Origin of the sequence: Luteibacter rhizovicinus (assembly GCF_004342265.1) — a bacterium.
In the GTDB taxonomy this organism is placed as follows: Bacteria; Pseudomonadota; Gammaproteobacteria; order Xanthomonadales; family Rhodanobacteraceae; genus Luteibacter; species Luteibacter rhizovicinus_B.
Genome location: NZ_SMCS01000004.1, coordinates 328,247 through 346,953, shown reverse-complemented (window position 1 = coordinate 346,953; position 18,707 = coordinate 328,247). Strand labels below are relative to the sequence as shown.

Sequence of the window (18,707 nt, the reverse complement as noted above, 5' to 3'; positions counted from 1 at the left end):
GAGTCCGGGTTTTCCGGCCCGGAGATTCGCATGCGCTCGACACTGTCACGTTGCCTCGTTATCTGTGCGCTGATGTGCGCGGCACCCGTCATAGCCGCCGATGGCGTCACCGCGAAAGTCGCCGCGCCCGCGGCGAATCGCACCATCGCGCTCGACGCTGCCGCACTGGCCGGCCTGCCTCGCACCAAGGTCTCGGGTTCGACGCATGGCGACGCCCCCAGCGAATTCGAAGGCGTCGTGCTGATCGAGGTGCTGCACAGGAATGGTCTGCCCCTCGATGAAAAACTACGCGGCCGCGCGATGGCGACCGCCGTTCGTGTAACCGCCAGCGATGGCTATGTCGTGGTTTTTTCGCTCGGCGAACTGGCACCGGATTTTGGCGCTACGACCGTCCTGATCGCCGATCGACAGAACGGCAAACCGATCGATGCGAAGGACGGTCCGCTCCGGCTGGTCGTCCCCACCGACAAACGCGCGGCACGCTGGGTGCGCAACGTCACGCGCATCGAAGTGCTGAACGTCGATGGCGACGAGCCGAAGCACTGACCTGCCAGTGGTCGCGACTTGCCGGACGGGCAAGCCAGCGAAACTACACCTTGGTCAGCGAAACGATGCCTGCATCGCCCGGCCCCTTCCGACTGCCGGCCGCCCTGGGTTCCGATGGGGATACCCGGCCCAGCGTGATGTTCTTCGAGGCGCGGACCTCGCGATTCGAGAACGTCCATATTTCGCCCGTCTCGGTAATGAATACCGTCCAGTAAAGGTCCGACTCAGGGCCGTAGTCCAGCAGAAAATGGGCGAAACCTTCGCCCTTGGGCGTATTCATTGGTAATGGCGGATTGAGCTGAAGCATGGCGTTCCTCCTTGAGCGGATTTATGGACATGCGACGTCGTACCCGGGTGAATGCACCGTGGCGATGCGAATCACTCACGGCGGGGGCGGTTATTCGTAGGTCTTCCCGTTAAAATGCGCTACATATACATCGACGCAATTCAGGGGAAACGCAGGCGTGCAAGCAAGGAACTTCGCGGTATCGGTAGTCCAGCCCGGCGGCAAGGTCGCCGTCGAGATCGAGTTCAACGAGAAAATACACGGGTTGGGCGGCGACACGCTCTGGCTGTCGCTTAACGACGACACCACCCCGGGGGAAGCCGAACAGCTCCGCGAGCTGCTCGAAAAGATCGGTCATCGCATTACCGTGACCAACGTGCGCTCCTGATCGGCGCTACCGTCTGTGCCGGGTCGGTAGCCGCGACCCGCACGGGCACGGGCGCCACCGCAGCCGGACTCAGGCGATGATTCACGCCGTGCGCCTTTCCGCAACCCAGGCATTTGCGATACAGGCCAAGGCCGCGTCGTCCGACCTGCGCGGCGCCCAGCAGGCATCCGCATACATAGCAACCCGGTATCCGGCCTCGCTCCCATAGCTTCACGCGGAAAGTCTGGGCAACGCCGATCGTGACCGCCAGGACCAGGCCCACGAAGAAAAGGTATGCGGGCAGGTTCGAATACGTGGCAAGGCCGCCGAAGTCGCCGGGAAGTTCCTGCGCAGCCTTGGCGGACGCGGCTGCTCCGAGCCCGCAGCCAAGCACCAGAAGACTGGGCAGATAGAGCCTGAAGTACATACGGCCAGCGTACGACATGGTTTCCCCCTCCCTAGATCGGCCGGAACCACCCGCCGTCAGGATGCAGAGTTACTGCAACGGGGTCTAGCTATCGTGAAAGCCCGGATCGCCCATCGGGCGATCCGGGTCTGAGACATCAGCGTTTTTTAGGCGCGCGGGCAGAAGCACCCGTCTTTCGGGCAGGCGCCCGCTTCGCCGCCGTAGCCGTTCTCGCAGCCGCGGCTTTCTTCGTCGCCGCCTTACGCGGAGAGGAAACCGGTTTTACCGGAGCCTTTTTTGCAGCCGGTTTTTTCGCTGGCGATTTTCCTGCCGCGACTTTCTTCACAGCCGTCTTCTTGACGGTCGCTTTCGCAACCCGCTTCGCCGGGGCACGCTTTACCGGCGCCGTAGCTTCCGGCTCCGCGGCCTTGCGCGCCCCCGTGCGACGGCCGACCGGTTCGACGTTGGCATTCAACGGACGCCACGAACGTCCCCCCATGGCCAGCAGTGTATCGGCCGATGCGGGACCCGCGCTGCCCGAGGAGTAATTCGGGAAATCCGCCGGACTATGCTGCGCCCAGTCGTCCAGCACGGGCTGCACCGCGCGCCAGCAGGCCTCGACCATATCGGCGCGCTGGAACAGCGTGGCATCGCCGGTCATGCAGTCGTACAGCAGCGTTTCGTAGCCGACGTTCGGTTCGGCGCGGAACCAGTCGGCGTATTTGAAATCCATGCGCACGGGGGCGAGTTCCACGCGCGGACCGGGACGCTTTACATCGAACTGCAGCGAGATGCCTTCATCGGGCTGGATCTGCAGTACGAGCCAATCCGGCCCGAACGCATCCATGCCCGTACCGCGGAACGGCGCGAACGGCGCGGACTTGAAACGGATGGCGATTTCGGTGGTGCGCCTCGTCATGTGCTTGCCGGTGCGCAGGTAAAACGGAACGCCCGACCAGCGCCAGGTGTCGATGGCGAGCTTCATCGCCACGAAGGTTTCCGTCACGGAGTCGGCCGCGACGTCCGGCTCTTCGCGATAGGCGCGTGCGAGCACGCCAGCCACGGCACCGGGGCCGTACTGACCGCGCACGGCATCCTCGGGGCCAATCGGCCGGATCGCCTCGATGGCTTCCGCCTTGCGGGTACGCACGGCTTCGGCACCGAACGACGTGGGCGGCTCCATCGCCACCATGGCGAGAAGCTGAAACAGATGATTGGGCACCATGTCGCGCAACGCACCGGTCTGTTCGTAGAACGAACCGCGGCGTTCGACGCCGACGGTTTCGGCGACGGTAATCTGCACGTGATCGATGCGGTCGCGATTCCAGATCGGCTCGAACAACCCGTTGGCAAAACGGAACGACAGAATGTTCTGCACCGTTTCCTTGCCGAGGAAGTGATCGATGCGATAGATCTGATCCTCGCGCAGCACCTTGCCGATACGCTCGTTGAGCGCCTGGGCGGAAGCGAGATCGTGACCGAACGGTTTCTCGATGATGACGCGGCGCCAGAACCCGCCTTCGCTGTCGCCGGTGAGTCCCGCTTCTTTCAACTTTTCGACGATGTCGCCAAAAAAGCGCTCGGGGGTGGCGAGATAGAAAAGAACATTGCCTTCCGTACCCCGGCGACGCTCGATGATCTTGAGTTTCTCCGCCAGACTGGAGAACGTGGTCGAGTCGTCGAAGTCGCCGGCATGGTAGGTCATGCGATCGGCCAGCCAGTCCCAGGCATCGTTATCGAGCTTGCCCGTCCCTGCACCGGCATTGCCGACGTAACGTTCGAGCGCACCGCGCAAATTGCGCTTCCACGTCGCATCGGCGAGCTTGCCGTGGTTGACGCCGACGATAGCGAAGTCGTCCGACAGCAGACCGGTGCGGCGCATGTTGTACAACGCGGGTACCACGAGCCGGCTGGTGAGATCGCCACTGGCACCGAAGATCACCACGGTACAGGGATCGGCCGGATGCGAACGCGACATCGCGCGCTTCGGTTGGGCGTTGCTCATGCACGAACTCCTTCAAACGATGAGAGATAAGATTACGCGCCTTGCGCGGCGTGCGTTCCGCTCTGAACGTCGGCGGTCGCGCTTTTCGCATGCGCAATACTGAAAGCGGCATTTACCAGAGCCACGTGCGAGAAGGCTTGTGGAAAATTCCCCAGCAAGCGGCCACTGCGCGGATCGTACTCCTCGGAGAGCAAACCGACATCGTTGCACAGCGCCACGAGGCGTTTGAAAAGCTCCCGCGCGTCGTCGAAACGACCGAGGGCCACGTAGTTTTCAACCAGCCAGAAACTGCACGGAAGAAACTCGCCCTCCCCCGGAGGGAGCCCGTCGATACCCGAAAGCGTGTCGTAGCGGCGTACGAATCCTTCGACCATCAGGTGCTGTTCGATCGCCTCTACTGTCTTCCGGATGCGCGGATCGTCCGGGGGCAGAAAGTCGGTCAGCGTCGCCAGCAACAGGCTCGCGTCCAGATGCTCCGATCCGTAAGCCTGTACGAAATAGCCGTGCTCCGGATGCACGCCATTGGCGCAGATGTCGGCGTGAATCTCATTGGCGATTTCGGTCCATTTCCGGATCAGCGCCGGGTCCCGGCCTTCGCGTTTCTGATCGGCCGCGCGACGGAAGGCCAGCCATGCCATCACCTTCGAATGGACGAAATGCTGCGGCTCGCCCCGTATTTCCCAGATGCCTTCGTCGGGGTTGCGCCAGATGCCGGCAAGATGATCGAGGAACAGGGCCTGGACGCTGTCGTCTTCCGGTTTCATATCGACGCCGTTGCGCAGCGCGTGGTCGAACGCGCCGACCAGTTCGCCGAAGATATCCAGCTGGAACTGCTCGGCGGCCGCGTTGCCGATGCGGACTGGCAAGGAGCCTTCATAACCCGGCAGCCAGTCGAGCTCGTGTTCATGCAGACGCCGTTCGCCGGCCAGACCGTACAGCACCTGCAACTGATCGGGCGTACCGGCGATCGCGCGGCGTACCCAGTCGCGCCAGGCGCTGGCCTCGTCGTGATAACCCGCATTGACCAGTGCGGTCAGCATGTAGGTCGCATCCCGCGCCCAGCAGAATCGATAGTCCCAGTTGCGCGCCCCGCCGATATGCTCGGGCAACGATGTCGTGGGCGCCGCGACCAGGCCTCCCGTGGGCAGATAGCTGAGGCCTTTGAGCGTCACCAGCGAACGGCGCACGATATCCGACCATTCCCCGGTACCGTTGCAGCGCGACGACCAGGCCTCCCAGAACGACTCCGTTTTTTCGAGTGCGTCATAGGGGTCCAGCGCGGGAGGCGCCTCCAGATGCGATTGGCCGTAACCGAGGACGAAAGGAATCGATTCTCCGTGAGCCACGGTGAAATCGGCGACGCTGTGAAAGTCTTTTCCTTCGAGTCCGACGGGACTGCGCAGGATGAGGAGGTCGGGGCCGGCCACGGCACGCGTGGAACCGTCATCCTGCTTCACCACCCAGGGAATGCTGCATCCGTAGTCGAAACGAATGACGAGATCGGTAGCGAAATCCACGCTGCCTTCCAGCCCCTCGACGATACGTACGATGCCGACCGCTTCGCCATCGATCGGCATGAAATCGACGACGCGCGCCCTGCCCGTCGTCGTGACCCATTCGGTTTCCAGCACCAGTCCGCCATCGCGATAGCGGCGCGTCGATTTCGCCTGTACGTCGGCGGGAGCGATCAGCCAGCGCCCGTGCTCCTCGGTGCCCAGCAGCGCCGCGAAACACGCCGCCGAATCGAAACGCGGAACGCACATCCAGTCGATCGAGCCATCCCGGCATACCAGCGCGGCGCTTCGGCAGTTGCCGATCATCGCGTAGTCTTCGATGCGTCCCGCCATGTCGCACTCCCGATCGAATTATTGATCGGCACAAAGGTAACGGCCCGTTCGTTAGTGCGACGTGTGCTTGGCGATCCTTCAGAAAACGGGCGGTGCCGAGGGACGCTCGCAGGATGCTTCGAACAGGCTGCGCGCGAGCTCCTGCTCGCCGTAGATGACACGGCTGGCACCCAGGCTGGCCAGATGCTCGACGCATTCCTCCGAATGCGCGCGTGCGACGATGTCCAGATCCGGTCGTTCCGCCCGCGCCGAGCGCACGATCTGCCCCGCTTCGAACGGATTGGGCACGGCCACGATCAGCGAGGCGGCCTGCGCCAGGTTCGCCGCCGCGAGTACCGCGCCCGATGCCGCATTTCCCACTACGACTTCGGCGCCGCCGTGTTCGCGCAGCGGACGGACGGCATCCTCGTCGGTTTCGATGACCAGGATCGGCTGACCGGTCTTGCGCAATTTCTCGAAGACGCGGCGCCCGACCCGGCCGAAGCCGACCAGTACGGCATGTCCCTTCAGCGCGCTCACCGGCTGCGGCTCCAGCTCGTCCGGGATAGCCTCCACGACCGGTATTTCCGCCGCTTCGGCCCGGCGAACCCACCGATCGAGCGCGACGAACAGCAGGGGATTGACGAGGATCGACACGATCGCCGCGGCGAGCAGGACATCGCGCGCTTCGGCACTGAGCAGACCCAGCGACACACCAAGCCCGGCCAGGATGAACGAGAACTCGCCGATCTGGGCAAGGCTGACCGAAATCGTCAGAGCAGTCTTCAGCGGACGGCCGAACGCGCGCACAATGACGAACGCCGCCACGAATTTGCCGACGATGATAATCAGGCACGCCGCCAGCACGATCCACGGACTTTCCAGAAGGATGCCGGGATTGAACAGCATGCCGATCGACACGAAAAACAGGACGGCGAACGCATCGCGCAGCGGCAACGTTTCTTCCGCGGCCTGCTGCGACAGCTTCGATTCGCCCATCATCATGCCGGCGAAGAACGCGCCTAGTTCGAACGACACGTCGAACAGCCGCGCCGCGCCGAAGGCCACGCCGAGGGCAATCGCCAGCACGGCCAGCCGGAAGAGTTCGCGCGAACCGCTCTGAGCCACGGACTGAAGCACCCAGGGGATGAGCCGTTTGCCGACGACGAGCATCAGGGCGATGAACAGCGCGACCTTGCCGAAGGTAAACGCGACGACCTTCGCCAGCTCGCCCATCGACTGCTGCGGAGCACCCTGTTCCGCGCCGAGGAAACCGGCGATAGCGGGCAGCAGCACCAGCGCGAGAACCATCGCAAGGTCTTCGACAATCAGCCAGCCGACCGCGATGCGGCCACGGTCGGTGTCGAGCAACCGGCGTTCTTCGATAGCGCGCAAAAGTACGACCGTACTGGCAACCGACAACGCAAGACCGAACACGAACCCTTGCGCCAGCGGCCACCCAAGCGCCCAGCCCAGCAACATGCCCAGCGCCGTGGCCACCGCCATCTGCACGGCCGCGCCTGGGATCGATATGGCTTTGACCGCCATCAGGTCTTTCACGGAGAAGTGCAGACCCACGCCGAACATCAGCAGGATGACACCGAGGTCCGCCAGCTCCTGCGCGATATGCGCGTCGGCGACATAGCCCGGCGTGAACGGCCCCGCCACGACACCCGCCAGCAGATAGCCGGCCAGGATGGGCAGGCGCAGCCGATGGGCGATAGCGCCAAAGAAGAAGGCAAGTACGAGGCCACCGACAATGGTGGCAATGAGAGGCGTTGCGTCGTGCATGGCGGCTCCTTGAGTCGTCGTTTACTGGCGCCACGCCGTGGCAACAGCTGGGTACCCCCGATACCGGACTTCGATCTGCGTCCGGAATGAAGATGTATGGGCGGGGAAAGGCTGACGCAAGATTTCGCGATGCACGGATTGACTACGATTTTTCTCAAATCCGGGAAGGGAGCTGGCTGCCGCGATCCTGCAGTGTTTGTGCAAGCACCCTTCGCGCGCAGGCGCGCTCCCACAGGAGATAGGCGACCTCGGCTTTCTGTGGGGGCGCGCCTGCGCGCGAAAACCTACACAGCGAGGAAACGGCGACCTCTCTACGAAACCGCCGTTAACACCGCCAGAAAATCCTTCCCATAGCGCTTGAGCTTGTGCTCGCCCACGCCACTGATCGAGGCCAGTTCCTCCTCGTCGCCCGGCAGCGCGCGCAACATGGCGAGCAGCGTGGCGTCGTGGAAGATGACGTAGGCCGGCACGCCGTGCTGTTTCGCCAGTTCGGCGCGCACGCGACGCAGTTCGTCCCATAACGGCTGTTCGTAAGCCTCGATGCCGAGGCTGCCGCCGGGCGCCGTGCTGCGCTCCTTGCGGCGGCGCGTGCCCTTCTCTACCCGGGCATCCTCACGGAGCCAGACTTTCTGTTCGCTCTTCAGCACGGCACGGCTGGAAGCGGCAAGGCGCAGTGTCCCGAAACCCTCCGGATCGGCTTCGAGCAAGCCAGCCGCCAGCAACTGGCGAAATACCGAACGCCATTGCGCCTCGTCCATGTCGGCGCCCACACCGAACGTCGTGAGCTGGTCGTGCCCGAGCTGGCGCACGCGCTCGCTGCTCTCGCCACGCAGGATGTCGATCACGTGACCGGCGCCGAAACGCTGTCCGCTGCGATAGACGCACGACATGGCTTTCTGCGCGGCTACCGTTGCATCCCACGTTTTCGGCGGCGCAAGACAGTTATCGCAATTACCGCAGGCACCCGCATGGTCTTCGGCGAATGCATGCAGCAACAGCTGACGGCGGCAGCGCGTGGTCTCGGCGTAGCCAAGCAGCGCTTCCAATTTGGAGCGCTCCACCCGCTTGCGATCGTCTCCCGCTTCCGACGAGGCGATCATCTGACTCATCGTGACTACGTCCGCCAGGCCGTAAACCATCCACGCCTCGGCCGGCAGGCTGTCGCGGCCCGCGCGGCCGGTTTCCTGGTAGTAGCCTTCCATGCTGCGTGGCAGGTCCAGATGCGCGACGAAACGCACGTCCGGTTTATCGATGCCCATGCCGAAGGCAACGGTCGCGACCATGACGACGCCATCTTCGCGAAGAAAACGTTTTTGGTGACGCGTGCGCGTTTCGGCATCCAGGCCCGCGTGATACGGCAGGGCCGTCACGCCCGATTCGGCGAGCCAGGCGGCCGTATCGTCGACCTTGCGACGGCTGAGGCAATACACGATGCCGGCTTCGTCGCGATGGCCATCGAGAAAATCCAGCAACTGACGCCGCGCGTTCTGACGTGGCGCCACCCGATAACGGATGTTCGGCCGGTCGAAGCTGGCCACGAACTGGCGGGCGTCGTCGAGTGCGAGACGCTCCACGATTTCATCGCGCGTGCGCTGATCGGCGGTGGCCGTGAGCGCGATACGGGGGATATCGGGAAAGCGCTGGTGCAGCAGCGCCAGCTCACGATATTCGGGACGGAAATCGTGCCCCCACTGGGACACGCAATGCGCTTCGTCGATCGCGAACAGCGCGACCGGCGTGCGTTCGAGCAGACCGAGGAACCGCCCGGTCAGCAGACGCTCCGGCGCGACGTAGAGCATGTCGAGTTCGCCGGCCAGCAACTGCCCTTCGACCTCGCGCTGCGTTTCGGCGTCCAGACTGGAATTGAGATACCTGGCTCTCACCCCCGCTTCGCGCAGCGCATCGACCTGGTCCTGCATCAATGCGATCAACGGCGAGACGACAATGCCCGTGCCCTCGCGCATAAGCGCGGGGATCTGATAGCAAAGAGACTTGCCGCCGCCCGTGGGCATGAGCACCAGCGCGTCGCCGCCCTGCGCTACCTGCTCGACGATGGCCTGTTGCTGGCCGCGGAACTCGGAGTAGCCGAAAACACTGTGGAGAAGGTCGAGAGCTTGAGACTGCATCCACACATGCTAACAAACGGCGCGCTCATCCCGTGTGCGTCTTTCGTCCGGAGGAATGGTCAGCCGCCCCAGATGGCCCGGTCCAGATCATGGTCCAGACCGAAGTGCCTCATCGCCACACGACCGTCGGTGACGGCCACGCCTTCCGCGCGCAGGCGTTTGCATTGTTCGCGATAGCTCTTCGTGCCTTCCGGTATGCCGATACGCCCGTCGGCCCGCAGCACCCGGTGCCAGGGCAGCGAGAGGCGATCCGGTGCGTCGCCCAGCACCCGGCCGATCAGACGGGCACGTCCGGGATAGCCGGCCCGGGCCGCAATGGCGCCATAGCTGGCCACGCGACCGCGCGGGATAGCGGCCACGGCCGCCAGAATGCGTTTGGCGCGCAGGGCTCGTGCCTTGTCGCCGATCTCGTCGGTTGCCATGCTTTCCGTTGCCATCCGAAGTGCGCCGGCCGTCTCACCTGTGCCGTCGCAGAGGTTACCATCGGTCACACCTTATCGATGGACCGCGGCCATGCGTCACTTCGAGGCGATCCGTTCGCACATCGGCGGCATCCACAAGCTCCGCCATAACGAGCCCTACCTGATCAGCTTCGATCTGAAACTGAGAGATGGCCGCCATCAGGGCATTTATCTGGCCGAACTGGAAGACGACGCGGGACAGCGCTACCTGCGCATTTCCACGCCCGTCGGGCCGCTGGCGGGCACGGACGCAAAGCGCTGCCTGCGCTTCAACTGGGAACAGCGAACGGGCTTCCTGGCCACGGCCGACCTCGATGGGTCGCCCTATCTGCACTTGTGCGAGAACCGCCCCTACGAATATCTGGATGACCGCGAACTGGCGCGCCTGATCGATGAACTGGGGGCACTCGGCGACACGCTGGAACAGTCGATCAACGGAGAGTCGGACGCGCTGTAAGGCCCCCGCTTCATCAGAACAACCACTGCCCCAGCCGGACCAGGCCATAGGCCACGGCCGCCGTGACCGGCAGCGTGAGAATCCACGCCCAGACCATCCGCTCGACCACCGACCAGCGGATGGCATTGAAACGCTTGGCCGCGCCCACGCCCATGATCGACGCGGAGACGTTGTGTGTCGTGGACACCGGCACGCCCATCAGCGAGGCCGACAGGATCACCGCCGCCGAACTGGCCTCCGCCGCGAACCCGTTGATCGGATGCAGCTTGACCATCTTGTGGCCCAGCGTCTTGATGATGCGCCAGCCGCCACCGGCCGTACCCGCCGCCATCGTCAGCGCGCAGACGACCTTCACCCAGATCGGGATAGGAAAGCCACCGGCGGCCGTGCTGTCGTGCTGGATCCGCAGGAAATGCAGGAAGGTCGGCAGGTGGTCGAACTGGCCGGCCGCCGTGGCGCCAGCAAGCGCGAGGGCAATGATGCCCATGCTTTTCTGGGCGTCGTTCATGCCGTGGGACACACCCATGGCACTGGCCGAAACGATCTGGGCCTTGCCAAAGAAGCTATTGACGAATGGCGTACGGCCGAAGCGGTGCAACGTCCCCTTCTGGCTGGAGAACCACCCCAGCATCGCGTAAAGCCCGCCCATCACGGCGAAACCGATGCTGAAACCGAGAAGGGGCGAAATCACCATGGGCACGATGACCTTCGGGATGATGCCCTTGCCCAGCCACCAGTGGACGCCGCTCTCGAACCAGATGATCGAGTGGACGTTGTCGCCCGACGCCGCCATGGCTGCGCCGCACAGGGCGCCCACCAGCGCGTGGCTGGAACTCGAGGGCAGGCCGAGCCACCAGGTGATGAGGTTCCAGATCGTTGCGCCAAGCAGCGCGCTGATCAGCAATTGCGAGCCAACCTCCACGACGCCCGCATCGATCAGGCCCGAGGCGATGGTGGCCGCGACAGCCGTGCCCCACAGGGCACCGACGAGATTGGTGACCGCGGCCAGCAGCACCGCCTGACCGGGAGTAAGTACTTTCGTGGCCACCACGGTGGCGATGGAGTTCGCCGTGTCGTGGAAACCGTTGATATACGTAAAGGCGAGAGCGATCAGGACGACCGCGAGGACCATGCTCATGGGTCGCCAGCCGTCAGGAGTTCTTGAGTACGATGGTATAGACGACGTTGCCGACATCGCGGCATTTGTCGACCGCTTTCTCGATCAGTTCGAACAGGTCCTTGGCCAGAATGGCGCGCAGCGGATCGGAGCCTTCGGCGTACAGCGTGCGATAAGGGTCGAGCAGCAGACGGTCGGCCTCGGATTCCAGCGCGTGCAACTGGTCGCGCAGCTTCTTCACCGGGTCGATACGCAGACCGCGACGCAGCTCGCCGATCATCTCGACGACGACCTTGGCCGAACTCTCCAGCAGAGCGGCACGCTGGCTGAAATCGATGCCCGCCAGACGATCGGCGACGATGACATAGCGTTCGGCGAATTTCTCGATCGTCTTGGGAATCTTGTACAGCGCGGAATTCAGCGCCTCGATATCGTCGCGGTCCAGCGCGGTAACGAACGTATTGACGAGTTCCTCGCCGATCTGGGCGTGCAATGCCTTCTCGCGGGCACGGGCGGTGCTGAAAGCCGCCATGACCGGGGAGCGATCCGGGCGGACGACCAACTCGTGCATGGCGGTCGCGCTTTCACGGGCAGCGTCCGCGCTGGCTTCGAGCAGCCCGTAAAACTTGTCGCCCTTACCGAAGATCGTCTGGAGTGAAAACATGCACGCTGCCTGGAACAAGAGGGATATATGACGATAATGTTACTAGGACGCTTCGCGAATCGGTAACTTTTCGCCTCCGAACAGAGACGTACGGGACCGGACGCGTCGGTTTTGCTATAAGAGCCGCAATGCTCACCGAACTCCTGCTGGTCCTTTTCCTGTCCCTGGCCAACGCCTTCTTCGCGCTCTCGGAGATGTCGGTCGTCGCCTCCCGCAAGAGCCGGCTCAAGCAAATGGCCCGCACCAGCCGCCGGGCCCGCACGGCCCTGCACCTGGCCGAATCGCCCGAGCGCTTCCTGTCTACCGTCCAGGTAGGCATGACCCTGATCATCCTGATTACCGGCGCCGTGGCCGGCGACAGCCTGGGCGAATACTTCACCGCCCTGCTCCACCGAGGCGAACCCGCCTGGATGGAGCCCTACGCCCGGATCGTCGGCTGGCTGCTGGGCTTCGTCTTCATGTCGCTGGTTCAGATCGTCATCGGCGAACTGGTGCCGAAACGGGCGGCCCTGACCGCACCCGAACGCATCGCCTGCCAGATCGCCCTGCCGATGATGGTGATTTCCCGCATGACCCTGCCCCTGGTCTGGCTGCTGAACCTGCTCAGCACCTCGATCCTCAGGCTCCTCCGGCTGCACCGGAAGGGCTCCAGCGCGGCCACCGAAGATGAGATCCGCCTGCTGGTGGCCGAAAGCGCCGAGCAGGGCATCCTCGATCCGGACGAGCGCAACATGGTCAACCGGGTGCTGCGCCTGGGCGACCGCACGGTGGACTCGGTCATGACGCCCCGAAAGCGGATCGCATGGCTGAACATCGCCGGGACCCGCGAGGACAACGTGCAGGTACTGCGCGAAACGCCCTATTCGCGCTACCCGGTCTACCGGCACGACGAAAGCGATGTGGTGGGCGTGGTCGAGGTCAAGCGGCTGCTCACGCAGCTCACAGAAGGCACGCCCGACCTCTTCGAGCACGTCGCCAAGGCATTGTTCGTCCCCGTGACCGCACGCGCGCTCGACCTGCTCGAAGCCTTCCGCGACGCCGACACCCAGCTCGCCCTCGCCGTCGACGAATACGGCGACATCGAGGGCCTGATCACACTGAACGACCTGCTCACCGCGGTGGTGGGCGCGACCGCCCCCGCGACCGACGACACGTCGACGGACGGACCGATCGTGCGCCGGACCGATGGCAGTTATCTCGTCGACGGCTCGCTGCCCGCCGACGATCTGCGCGAACTGCTGCAGATCGATAGCCTGCCAAATGAAGACGAACACGATTTCCGCACAGCCGCTGGCATGGTTACGGCGCAATTCGGTCACATTCCGCGAGCGGGCGAATCGTTCACCTGGCAGGGAATTACGTTCGAAGTGCTGGACATGGACGGAGCGCGCATCGACAAGCTGCTGGTTTCCAGCGCCATCGAGGGTCGGGCCGAGTTCACGACCTGACGCCATTTCAAAAAAATCCCCCTCGCCCGTCTTAGCTTGTAATCCAGCTGAACGCGATGGAATCGGGGCGGGAATGAAAGCTCTCAGTACGTGGAACGATGGCGACAACGGCGCGGGCGCGCACGCTGCGGTGCCGATGGCCCGGGACGGCTACCGTTTGATGGCGGCCGCCTGTCGCGATCACTGGAATCTGCGCAGTGCCTCGACCGCGCGACGCGTCGCGGGACTGGCGAAATACACCTTGCGCAGCATGCTCATGCTGCGCCGGCAGACCGACTGGCTTCGCTTCCTGCACGGCAACGACGCGATGCGGCAAGCGGTCAGAACCGATCCCCGGCTTTATGCACGCTGGCATTCGCACTACATATCGGCGAGGTTCTCGCGCGAGGCCCGCCATCGCATGGTCGATGCGCACTATCGATTCCTGCTGCAACGCTTCCCGAAAAAGCTGCGGGAAAAACTCCTGAGGGGACACGGCGCGCGCATGGCGACGCTGGTGCTCGACCAGGGTGCCCTGGCGCATCTTTATCTCCGGCAATCCACGACGGGTACGGCCGGCGAGCTCGATCTGTTCGTGGTCAATAGCGACAAGGAGGTTCTCTCGTCCTGCACGATCACCTTCGCGGGACATGAAGGCATTCTCGTCGGCGCCATGCACGGATCGTGGGCATACATGGGGGCCGGCCCCGTTCGCCGGTTCATTCAGGGCAGCAACGGCCTGGGCCCGCGGAATCTGCTCCTGTCGCTGGTCCGGTCGCTTGCTGCGATGTACGGCTTCAGGCGTATTCGCGCGGTCTCCCACGCGGCGCTTCCGGTCACGCAACGAACCCGCACGACCGAAGACAGTTACGACCGGTTCTGGATCGAACATGGCGGACTGCTGGGCAACGATGGCTGCTACGAACTTCCCTGTGCCGAGCCGGTGGAAGATCCGGGCGTGGCGAACGGGAAACGCAGCGCCGCGCGGCGGCGCCGCGAGCAGTTCCGCGAGGACGCCTGCGAGTTGTTACTGAGAGCGCTGCGATGGGACGCTCAGAAGTCGTAAACGCCGCTCAGCATCACCACGCGACCTTCGCGTATGGGCACGAATGCCGCGTCGAAATTTACCGCGTACAACGTGCGCGCGAAGAGGTTCTTCACGCCGAGCGTCGCCCGCCAGTTGCTGCCGTAGTACGACACATTGGTTTCGACACTCGCCTGCCCCGGAATACCGAAATACTCGCCGTCGATGCTCGTGCGCCCCAGACTATGACTGCGAGCTATTACGCCGGCACCGATGCCCCACGCCTGTAGAGGCGCGTGCTGGAACCGGTAGCTGACCCAAGTACTGAACTGCTGACGCGGCGCTCCCGTTGTCGGCGTGCCGTCGTGATTGCGGATATGTGCATTGGTATAACTGGCCAGCAACGCCAGCCCCGGAGCGATCTGTCCGGCGAACTCCAGTTCCAGCCCACGGTTCGTCTGGCCGGGGCCCGGTGTCGCGAAATATGGCGGCTCCGGCGATACGAGATCGACGCTGTGATCGAGATGAATGCGATACACCGCGGCCGTCAGGCGGGCATTCCGGTCGAACAGATCGAATTTGACACCCGCCTCGACCTGCCGGGATTTTGCGGGCGGCAACGGCTGTCCATTCTCGCCGAGCAACGCGTCCGCCTGAAACCCGCTGACCGTGTTCGCATATATCGATATGTCGGGTGTCGCCTTGTAAACCACGCCCGCCTTCGGAATCCACTGCGCCTCGCGCGTCGTGCGCTGCCCTGCGTAGGGAGTGCTCTGCGTTTCAAGTTCGTACGTCGTGCGCCGGATCGCCAGCAAGACGTCCCAGCGCTCGCCGATCGTTATCTGGTCCTGCAGAAAGATACCTGTGCTGGTCGACCAGGAGCCACCAAGCGGCTGCACGTCGTCGACCGCTAGCGAGGATGTCGTTTGCGTGCGCGCGGACGGCAGCATGGCGCTGGAGAAAACATCGTACGGAAGCACGCGAGTGCGCACGACGGCATTCGTGTCGCTGCCGCTGCCCGCATGTGTCCGCGAGAAATCGAAACCAAGCACGACGGTATGCTTCAGAAATCCCTGATCGAAGCAGCCCATGATGTCGTTCTGCAGCGTGTAGTACGCATCCGAATAACGATAGCTGCGGGCAACCGCGCCGACCGCGCCCGGTCCGTCGCTGTTGCCGACGAGCGACCAGCCCTGGCCGCTGTTCTTCTGTCGTACGTACTGGCCCTGGCTGCGGAACGTCCAGTTCGGAGCGATCGCCTGGTCCAGCGAATAAAAGAGCCGGGTCGTCCTGAATATCGCGTGGTCGGTGGGACTGCCCAGCCGGACACTCTCCGGCGATGCCGTCGCGAGGGTATTGCCAAGCAATACCGTGTGATCCGGACTGGGCACGCGGTTGTCCACCCGCTCGGCACCCACCATGACGCGGGTGGACGCGCCCTGCCAGGCGATCGACGGCGCGAGATAACCACCGCGCTGGCCCTGATAACCCTGAGGCGAATGATCGGCGTAATTGCCAGCCGCAATCAGGCGATAGGTGACCGAGTCCGAGCCATTTACTGTTCCCGCGAGATCGATGCCCACGCGCGCGCCGTCGTAGCGACTCATGGAAAACGTGAGTTCGTGCACAGGGTCGCGCTGCGGTTTCTTCATCACCACATTGAGCGACCCGCCGAAGTTGTTGCTGACGGACGCATCGCCGAGGATGGCCTCCGGCCCCTTAAGTACCTCGATCCGATCGATGGCGATCAAAGGCGGCAGGTCTTCCGTTCTGGCCACGCCGTTGGGCATACCGTCGGTCATGCCGTTACCGGCATTGAATCCGCGAATGCGAAATAGCGGCGGTCCTACCAGACCATCGACGTACTGCACGCCCGCCACCTGGCGAACGACATCGCCCACGGAAATGGCCTGCTGCGTACTCATCGCATCGCGCGTCACGACGGAAACCGACTGCGGCACGTCGACCAGTCGCGAATCGGTGCGTGTCGCGCCGCGCGTTGCGTCGATCTTGTATCCGTTGTCGTTCGCGGCGTTCTGAACGCTGATGGGCGCGAGCGGCGTCACCGTGGGTGCCAGCGGTTCGATCGTCTGCCGTCCGTGGCCGGACGACGGAACGTCCGGCGCCTCGCGCTGCTTCACCACCACCGTACCCGCGTCGTACGCGGCAAAGTCCAGATCGGTGCCGCGCAACAGCGAGGTCATGGCCTCGTCGACGGTAAGTTGTCCCTTGACGCCGGCACTGCGGAGATCGGCAACTTCGTCGCCAGCCGTCAGGACCTGCACGTTCGCCTGCTGCCCAAGCGCGATCAGCGCCGTGGAGAGTGCCTGTGCCGGGATGGCGATGCTCACTTTCGCCGGCGCGTTCAGACTTCCGGTCGAGCCCGTCGCGGGAACGGCCCATGCGCCGGCTGCCGCCAGCGAGAGCAAAAGACATCCTCCCGTCGCGTACAGCGCGAGCCTTACCATGCGAGGAGAGCCCCTTCGTCCCATGCCGATTTAAAACGGAAAGCTTGGCATGAGCCCTGGAAAAACCATAGTGCCGTCCTGAGCGCAGCGCCCTCCGCCGCATCCGGGCACTATTTGCGCTCCGCCCTGGACAAGACGATCCGGTCGGCGAACGAACTTACGCGCACCGGGAACACCTGCGGCAATGCGTCGAGCCAGCTGTCGATGGAATCGATCTTGACCGTCCCGGTGAACGTCATGGCGCCCAGGCGCGCATCGGCGATCTGCACCGGCCGCCGGCTATACCGGTTGATATTGGCCACGACCACCGAAACCAGCTCGTTATCGAACTCCAGGCGATTGCTCCGCCACGCCACGGCGTGCTCGGGCTCGACGTTGCTTACGGTCATCGCAGCCGTCACGGGGTCGTACGACACCTGCTGACCGGCCACGGCTTCCAGAGCACTCTGGACAGTCCCGTCGTTCGTCGTCGAACGGCCGGCCGGTGCGATGCGCACGCGCCCCTCGGTAACCGCGACGATCACACGCTGATCGGTACGGCGGACATTGAATGCGGTACCGAGATCGCGGATCGCCAGCGGCCCCGCCGTGACAACGAAGGGCCTTTTCTCATCGTGGGCCACATGAAAGAAGGCCTCTCCGGTATCCAACTCGATCAGACGATGACCGTTGTCGTAGCGCGTCGTCAGCGCCGAGGCACCGCCCAGCGCGATGCTCGATCCGTCGGGCAGCGAAATATCCTCGTTCTGCCCCACGGAACTTGCATAACGCTGGCCAGCCGACACGTTGTCGCGTGCCTGACGATCGAGAAGGCGGCCGGCGAAAACCGCCACGACCAGGGACGCGGCAATGGCAGCGACATAAACCGGCCAGCGCGCGCGCCGGGCACGCGGCTCGACCTTCGGGGCAACTGGCGCCACAAAGGGGGCGGCAGGCGCCGCGAGCACGGCGATGAGCCGCATGCGCGTCGCCTCGTCCGCTGTCGCGAACTGCTCGGTGAGTTCGCCGATCTGGTCGAAAGCACGGGGATGGCACTCGTCGGAGTCCATCCAGGTCAACCACTGTCCGACCGATTCCTCCGGCACGTGGGTTTCCCGCAGGCGCAACCACCAGGTCGCGGCCTCGCGCAGGACGAGTTCGTCGGGTTGCATGGAAATTGCGGCCATCATGGCGTCTCCGCTCGGTTGCATCGTGCCCGGCAATGGGCCAGCGCATTGCTGACGTGATAGCGCACCATGCGCTCGGAAAGATTCATGACCTGGGCGACGGTGCCGAATTCGCGCCCTTCGATCATGTGCATCACGAAAGCGCGGCGTGTTTTTGGGGGTAGCTCGCGCAAGGCTTCCTCGATGACGCCCCACTGCTGGATGGCGTCGGTGTGCCGCTCGGGTATGGGGGGACGGTGCCAGTCGTCGGTATCCGGGTCCACCGGCGCATTGTTCCGGACGGCATGTTTGCGGATACCGTCCACGGCCAGATTGGAGGCGATCCGGAACATCAGCGCCTTCGGGGAATCGACCCGGACGTTCTCGTCCAGCGAAAGCATCCGCACGTAGACCTCTTGCGCCACTTCCTGTGCGTCCGCCCGCGAATTGAGCCGGCACTGCAGGAATGCGACCAGCGAACGGTTGTGCTCGTCGAACAATTTCGCGACCCGCGCGGCACGGTCCGTCGGCGCTTGCGCATCGATGGGCACGTCGTCGCTCACGTGTCGGTTATCCATACTTTCCGGGTTG

The 18,707-nt window shown here is 64.0% G+C and carries 17 protein-coding genes; 5 read left to right on the top strand and 12 right to left on the bottom strand.

What is annotated here, in order from left to right; genetic code table 11:
• The first annotated feature begins 30 nt into the window (after positions 1-30).
• Positions 31-546 carry a molybdopterin-dependent oxidoreductase gene (locus tag EC912_RS12425; protein WP_132144460.1) on the top strand — a complete coding sequence of 172 codons (516 nt, stop codon included), beginning with the start codon at positions 31-33 and terminating at the stop codon, positions 544-546.
• Between the two features lie 43 nt (positions 547-589).
• On the opposite strand, the gene EC912_RS12420 is transcribed toward EC912_RS12425, so the two are convergent.
• Positions 590-853 (bottom strand): hypothetical protein, encoded by a 264-nt coding sequence (locus tag EC912_RS12420; RefSeq protein ID WP_132144458.1) that lies wholly within the window; start codon positions 851-853, stop codon positions 590-592.
• Positions 854-1,010: 157 nt separating this feature from the next.
• Here EC912_RS12420 and EC912_RS12415 point away from each other — a divergent pair, with 157 nt between their 5' ends.
• On the top strand, positions 1,011-1,220 hold the full coding sequence (locus EC912_RS12415) for a hypothetical protein (RefSeq protein ID WP_132144456.1): 210 nt from the start codon (positions 1,011-1,013) through the stop codon (positions 1,218-1,220).
• On the opposite strand, the gene EC912_RS12410 is transcribed toward EC912_RS12415, so the two are convergent.
• The 6 genes from EC912_RS12410 to EC912_RS12385 form a co-directional block, all read right to left on the bottom strand.
• The gene (locus EC912_RS12410; RefSeq protein WP_132144454.1) at positions 1,195-1,644 is read right to left on the bottom strand and encodes a hypothetical protein; all 450 of its coding nucleotides are present in this window, start codon (positions 1,642-1,644) and stop codon (positions 1,195-1,197) included. The genes EC912_RS12415 and EC912_RS12410 overlap by 26 nt on opposite strands.
• A gap of 118 nt (positions 1,645-1,762) precedes the next feature.
• A complete protein-coding gene (gene zwf, locus EC912_RS12405; protein WP_132144692.1) occupies positions 1,763-3,583 on the bottom strand; it encodes a glucose-6-phosphate dehydrogenase in 1,821 nt (606 codons plus the stop codon).
• A gap of 59 nt (positions 3,584-3,642) precedes the next feature.
• Positions 3,643-5,457, bottom strand: a complete 1,815-nt coding sequence (locus EC912_RS12400) for a glycoside hydrolase family 15 protein (protein ID WP_132144452.1) — start codon at positions 5,455-5,457, stop codon at positions 3,643-3,645.
• A 78-nt stretch (positions 5,458-5,535) separates the two neighbouring features.
• Positions 5,536-7,227 carry a YbaL family putative K(+) efflux transporter gene (gene ybaL, locus EC912_RS12395; protein WP_132144450.1) on the bottom strand — a complete coding sequence of 564 codons (1,692 nt, stop codon included), beginning with the start codon at positions 7,225-7,227 and terminating at the stop codon, positions 5,536-5,538.
• A gap of 311 nt (positions 7,228-7,538) precedes the next feature.
• The gene (gene recQ, locus EC912_RS12390) at positions 7,539-9,353 is read right to left on the bottom strand and encodes a DNA helicase RecQ (RefSeq protein ID WP_132144448.1); all 1,815 of its coding nucleotides are present in this window, start codon (positions 9,351-9,353) and stop codon (positions 7,539-7,541) included.
• 59 nt (positions 9,354-9,412) lie between these two features.
• Positions 9,413-9,775: an MGMT family protein gene (locus EC912_RS12385; protein WP_132144446.1), complete on the bottom strand. Its 363-nt coding sequence runs from the start codon at positions 9,773-9,775 to the stop codon at positions 9,413-9,415.
• Between the two features lie 91 nt (positions 9,776-9,866).
• Between EC912_RS12385 and EC912_RS12380 the strand changes: the two genes are divergently transcribed.
• Positions 9,867-10,271: a hypothetical protein gene (locus tag EC912_RS12380; protein WP_132144444.1), complete on the top strand. Its 405-nt coding sequence runs from the start codon at positions 9,867-9,869 to the stop codon at positions 10,269-10,271.
• A 13-nt stretch (positions 10,272-10,284) separates the two neighbouring features.
• Here EC912_RS12380 and EC912_RS12375 read toward each other — a convergent pair whose 3' ends face one another.
• Positions 10,285-11,409, bottom strand: coding sequence for an inorganic phosphate transporter (locus EC912_RS12375; RefSeq protein WP_132144442.1), 1,125 nt, complete (start codon positions 11,407-11,409; stop codon positions 10,285-10,287).
• A 13-nt stretch (positions 11,410-11,422) separates the two neighbouring features.
• Positions 11,423-12,052 carry a DUF47 domain-containing protein gene (locus EC912_RS12370; protein ID WP_132144440.1) on the bottom strand — a complete coding sequence of 210 codons (630 nt, stop codon included), beginning with the start codon at positions 12,050-12,052 and terminating at the stop codon, positions 11,423-11,425.
• A 128-nt stretch (positions 12,053-12,180) separates the two neighbouring features.
• On the opposite strand from EC912_RS12370, the gene EC912_RS12365 reads away from it, so the two are divergent.
• Both EC912_RS12365 and EC912_RS12360 read left to right on the top strand, forming a co-directional pair.
• Positions 12,181-13,500 (top strand): hemolysin family protein, encoded by a 1,320-nt coding sequence (locus EC912_RS12365; protein ID WP_132144438.1) that lies wholly within the window; start codon positions 12,181-12,183, stop codon positions 13,498-13,500.
• Between the two features lie 73 nt (positions 13,501-13,573).
• Entirely contained in the window at positions 13,574-14,545 is a 972-nt protein-coding gene (locus EC912_RS12360) for a DUF535 family protein (protein WP_132144436.1), read from the top strand.
• On the opposite strand, the gene EC912_RS12355 is transcribed toward EC912_RS12360, so the two are convergent.
• The 3 genes from EC912_RS12355 to EC912_RS12345 all read right to left on the bottom strand — a co-directional run bounded on the left by EC912_RS12355 (position 14,533) and on the right by EC912_RS12345 (position 18,679).
• The gene (locus EC912_RS12355) at positions 14,533-16,971 is read right to left on the bottom strand and encodes a TonB-dependent siderophore receptor (RefSeq protein ID WP_165973583.1); all 2,439 of its coding nucleotides are present in this window, start codon (positions 16,969-16,971) and stop codon (positions 14,533-14,535) included. The two genes, EC912_RS12360 and EC912_RS12355, sit on opposite strands and share 13 nt — an antisense overlap.
• Positions 16,972-17,081: 110 nt before the next feature.
• Positions 17,082-18,140: a FecR family protein gene (locus tag EC912_RS12350; RefSeq protein WP_243649252.1), complete on the bottom strand. Its 1,059-nt coding sequence runs from the start codon at positions 18,138-18,140 to the stop codon at positions 17,082-17,084.
• The gene (locus EC912_RS12345) at positions 18,137-18,679 is read right to left on the bottom strand and encodes an RNA polymerase sigma factor (protein WP_243649251.1); all 543 of its coding nucleotides are present in this window, start codon (positions 18,677-18,679) and stop codon (positions 18,137-18,139) included. The genes EC912_RS12350 and EC912_RS12345 overlap by 4 nt, the downstream gene beginning before the upstream one ends.
• Between the last annotated feature and the right edge of the window lie 28 nt (positions 18,680-18,707).

Excerpts from the sequence above, each read along its gene's own strand:
- EC912_RS12425 (WP_132144460.1), top strand. The coding sequence starts at position 31 with ATGCGCTCGACACTGTCACGTTGCCTCGTTATCTGTGCGCTGATGTGC.
- EC912_RS12420 (WP_132144458.1), bottom strand. The coding sequence starts at position 853 with ATGCTTCAGCTCAATCCGCCATTACCAATGAATACGCCCAAGGGCGAA.
- EC912_RS12410 (WP_132144454.1), bottom strand. The coding sequence starts at position 1,644 with ATGTCGTACGCTGGCCGTATGTACTTCAGGCTCTATCTGCCCAGTCTT.
- zwf (WP_132144692.1), bottom strand. The coding sequence starts at position 3,583 with ATGTCGCGTTCGCATCCGGCCGATCCCTGTACCGTGGTGATCTTCGGT.
- EC912_RS12400 (WP_132144452.1), bottom strand. The coding sequence starts at position 5,457 with ATGGCGGGACGCATCGAAGACTACGCGATGATCGGCAACTGCCGAAGC.
- ybaL (WP_132144450.1), bottom strand. The coding sequence starts at position 7,227 with ATGCACGACGCAACGCCTCTCATTGCCACCATTGTCGGTGGCCTCGTA.
- recQ (WP_132144448.1), bottom strand. The coding sequence starts at position 9,353 with ATGCAGTCTCAAGCTCTCGACCTTCTCCACAGTGTTTTCGGCTACTCC.
- EC912_RS12385 (WP_132144446.1), bottom strand. The coding sequence starts at position 9,775 with ATGGCAACCGACGAGATCGGCGACAAGGCACGAGCCCTGCGCGCCAAA.
- EC912_RS12380 (WP_132144444.1), top strand. The coding sequence starts at position 9,867 with ATGCGTCACTTCGAGGCGATCCGTTCGCACATCGGCGGCATCCACAAG.
- EC912_RS12375 (WP_132144442.1), bottom strand. The coding sequence starts at position 11,409 with ATGAGCATGGTCCTCGCGGTCGTCCTGATCGCTCTCGCCTTTACGTAT.
- EC912_RS12370 (WP_132144440.1), bottom strand. The coding sequence starts at position 12,052 with ATGTTTTCACTCCAGACGATCTTCGGTAAGGGCGACAAGTTTTACGGG.
- EC912_RS12365 (WP_132144438.1), top strand. The coding sequence starts at position 12,181 with ATGCTCACCGAACTCCTGCTGGTCCTTTTCCTGTCCCTGGCCAACGCC.
- EC912_RS12360 (WP_132144436.1), top strand. The coding sequence starts at position 13,574 with ATGAAAGCTCTCAGTACGTGGAACGATGGCGACAACGGCGCGGGCGCG.
- EC912_RS12355 (WP_165973583.1), bottom strand. The coding sequence starts at position 16,971 with ATGGTAAGGCTCGCGCTGTACGCGACGGGAGGATGTCTTTTGCTCTCG.
- EC912_RS12350 (WP_243649252.1), bottom strand. The coding sequence starts at position 18,140 with ATGATGGCCGCAATTTCCATGCAACCCGACGAACTCGTCCTGCGCGAG.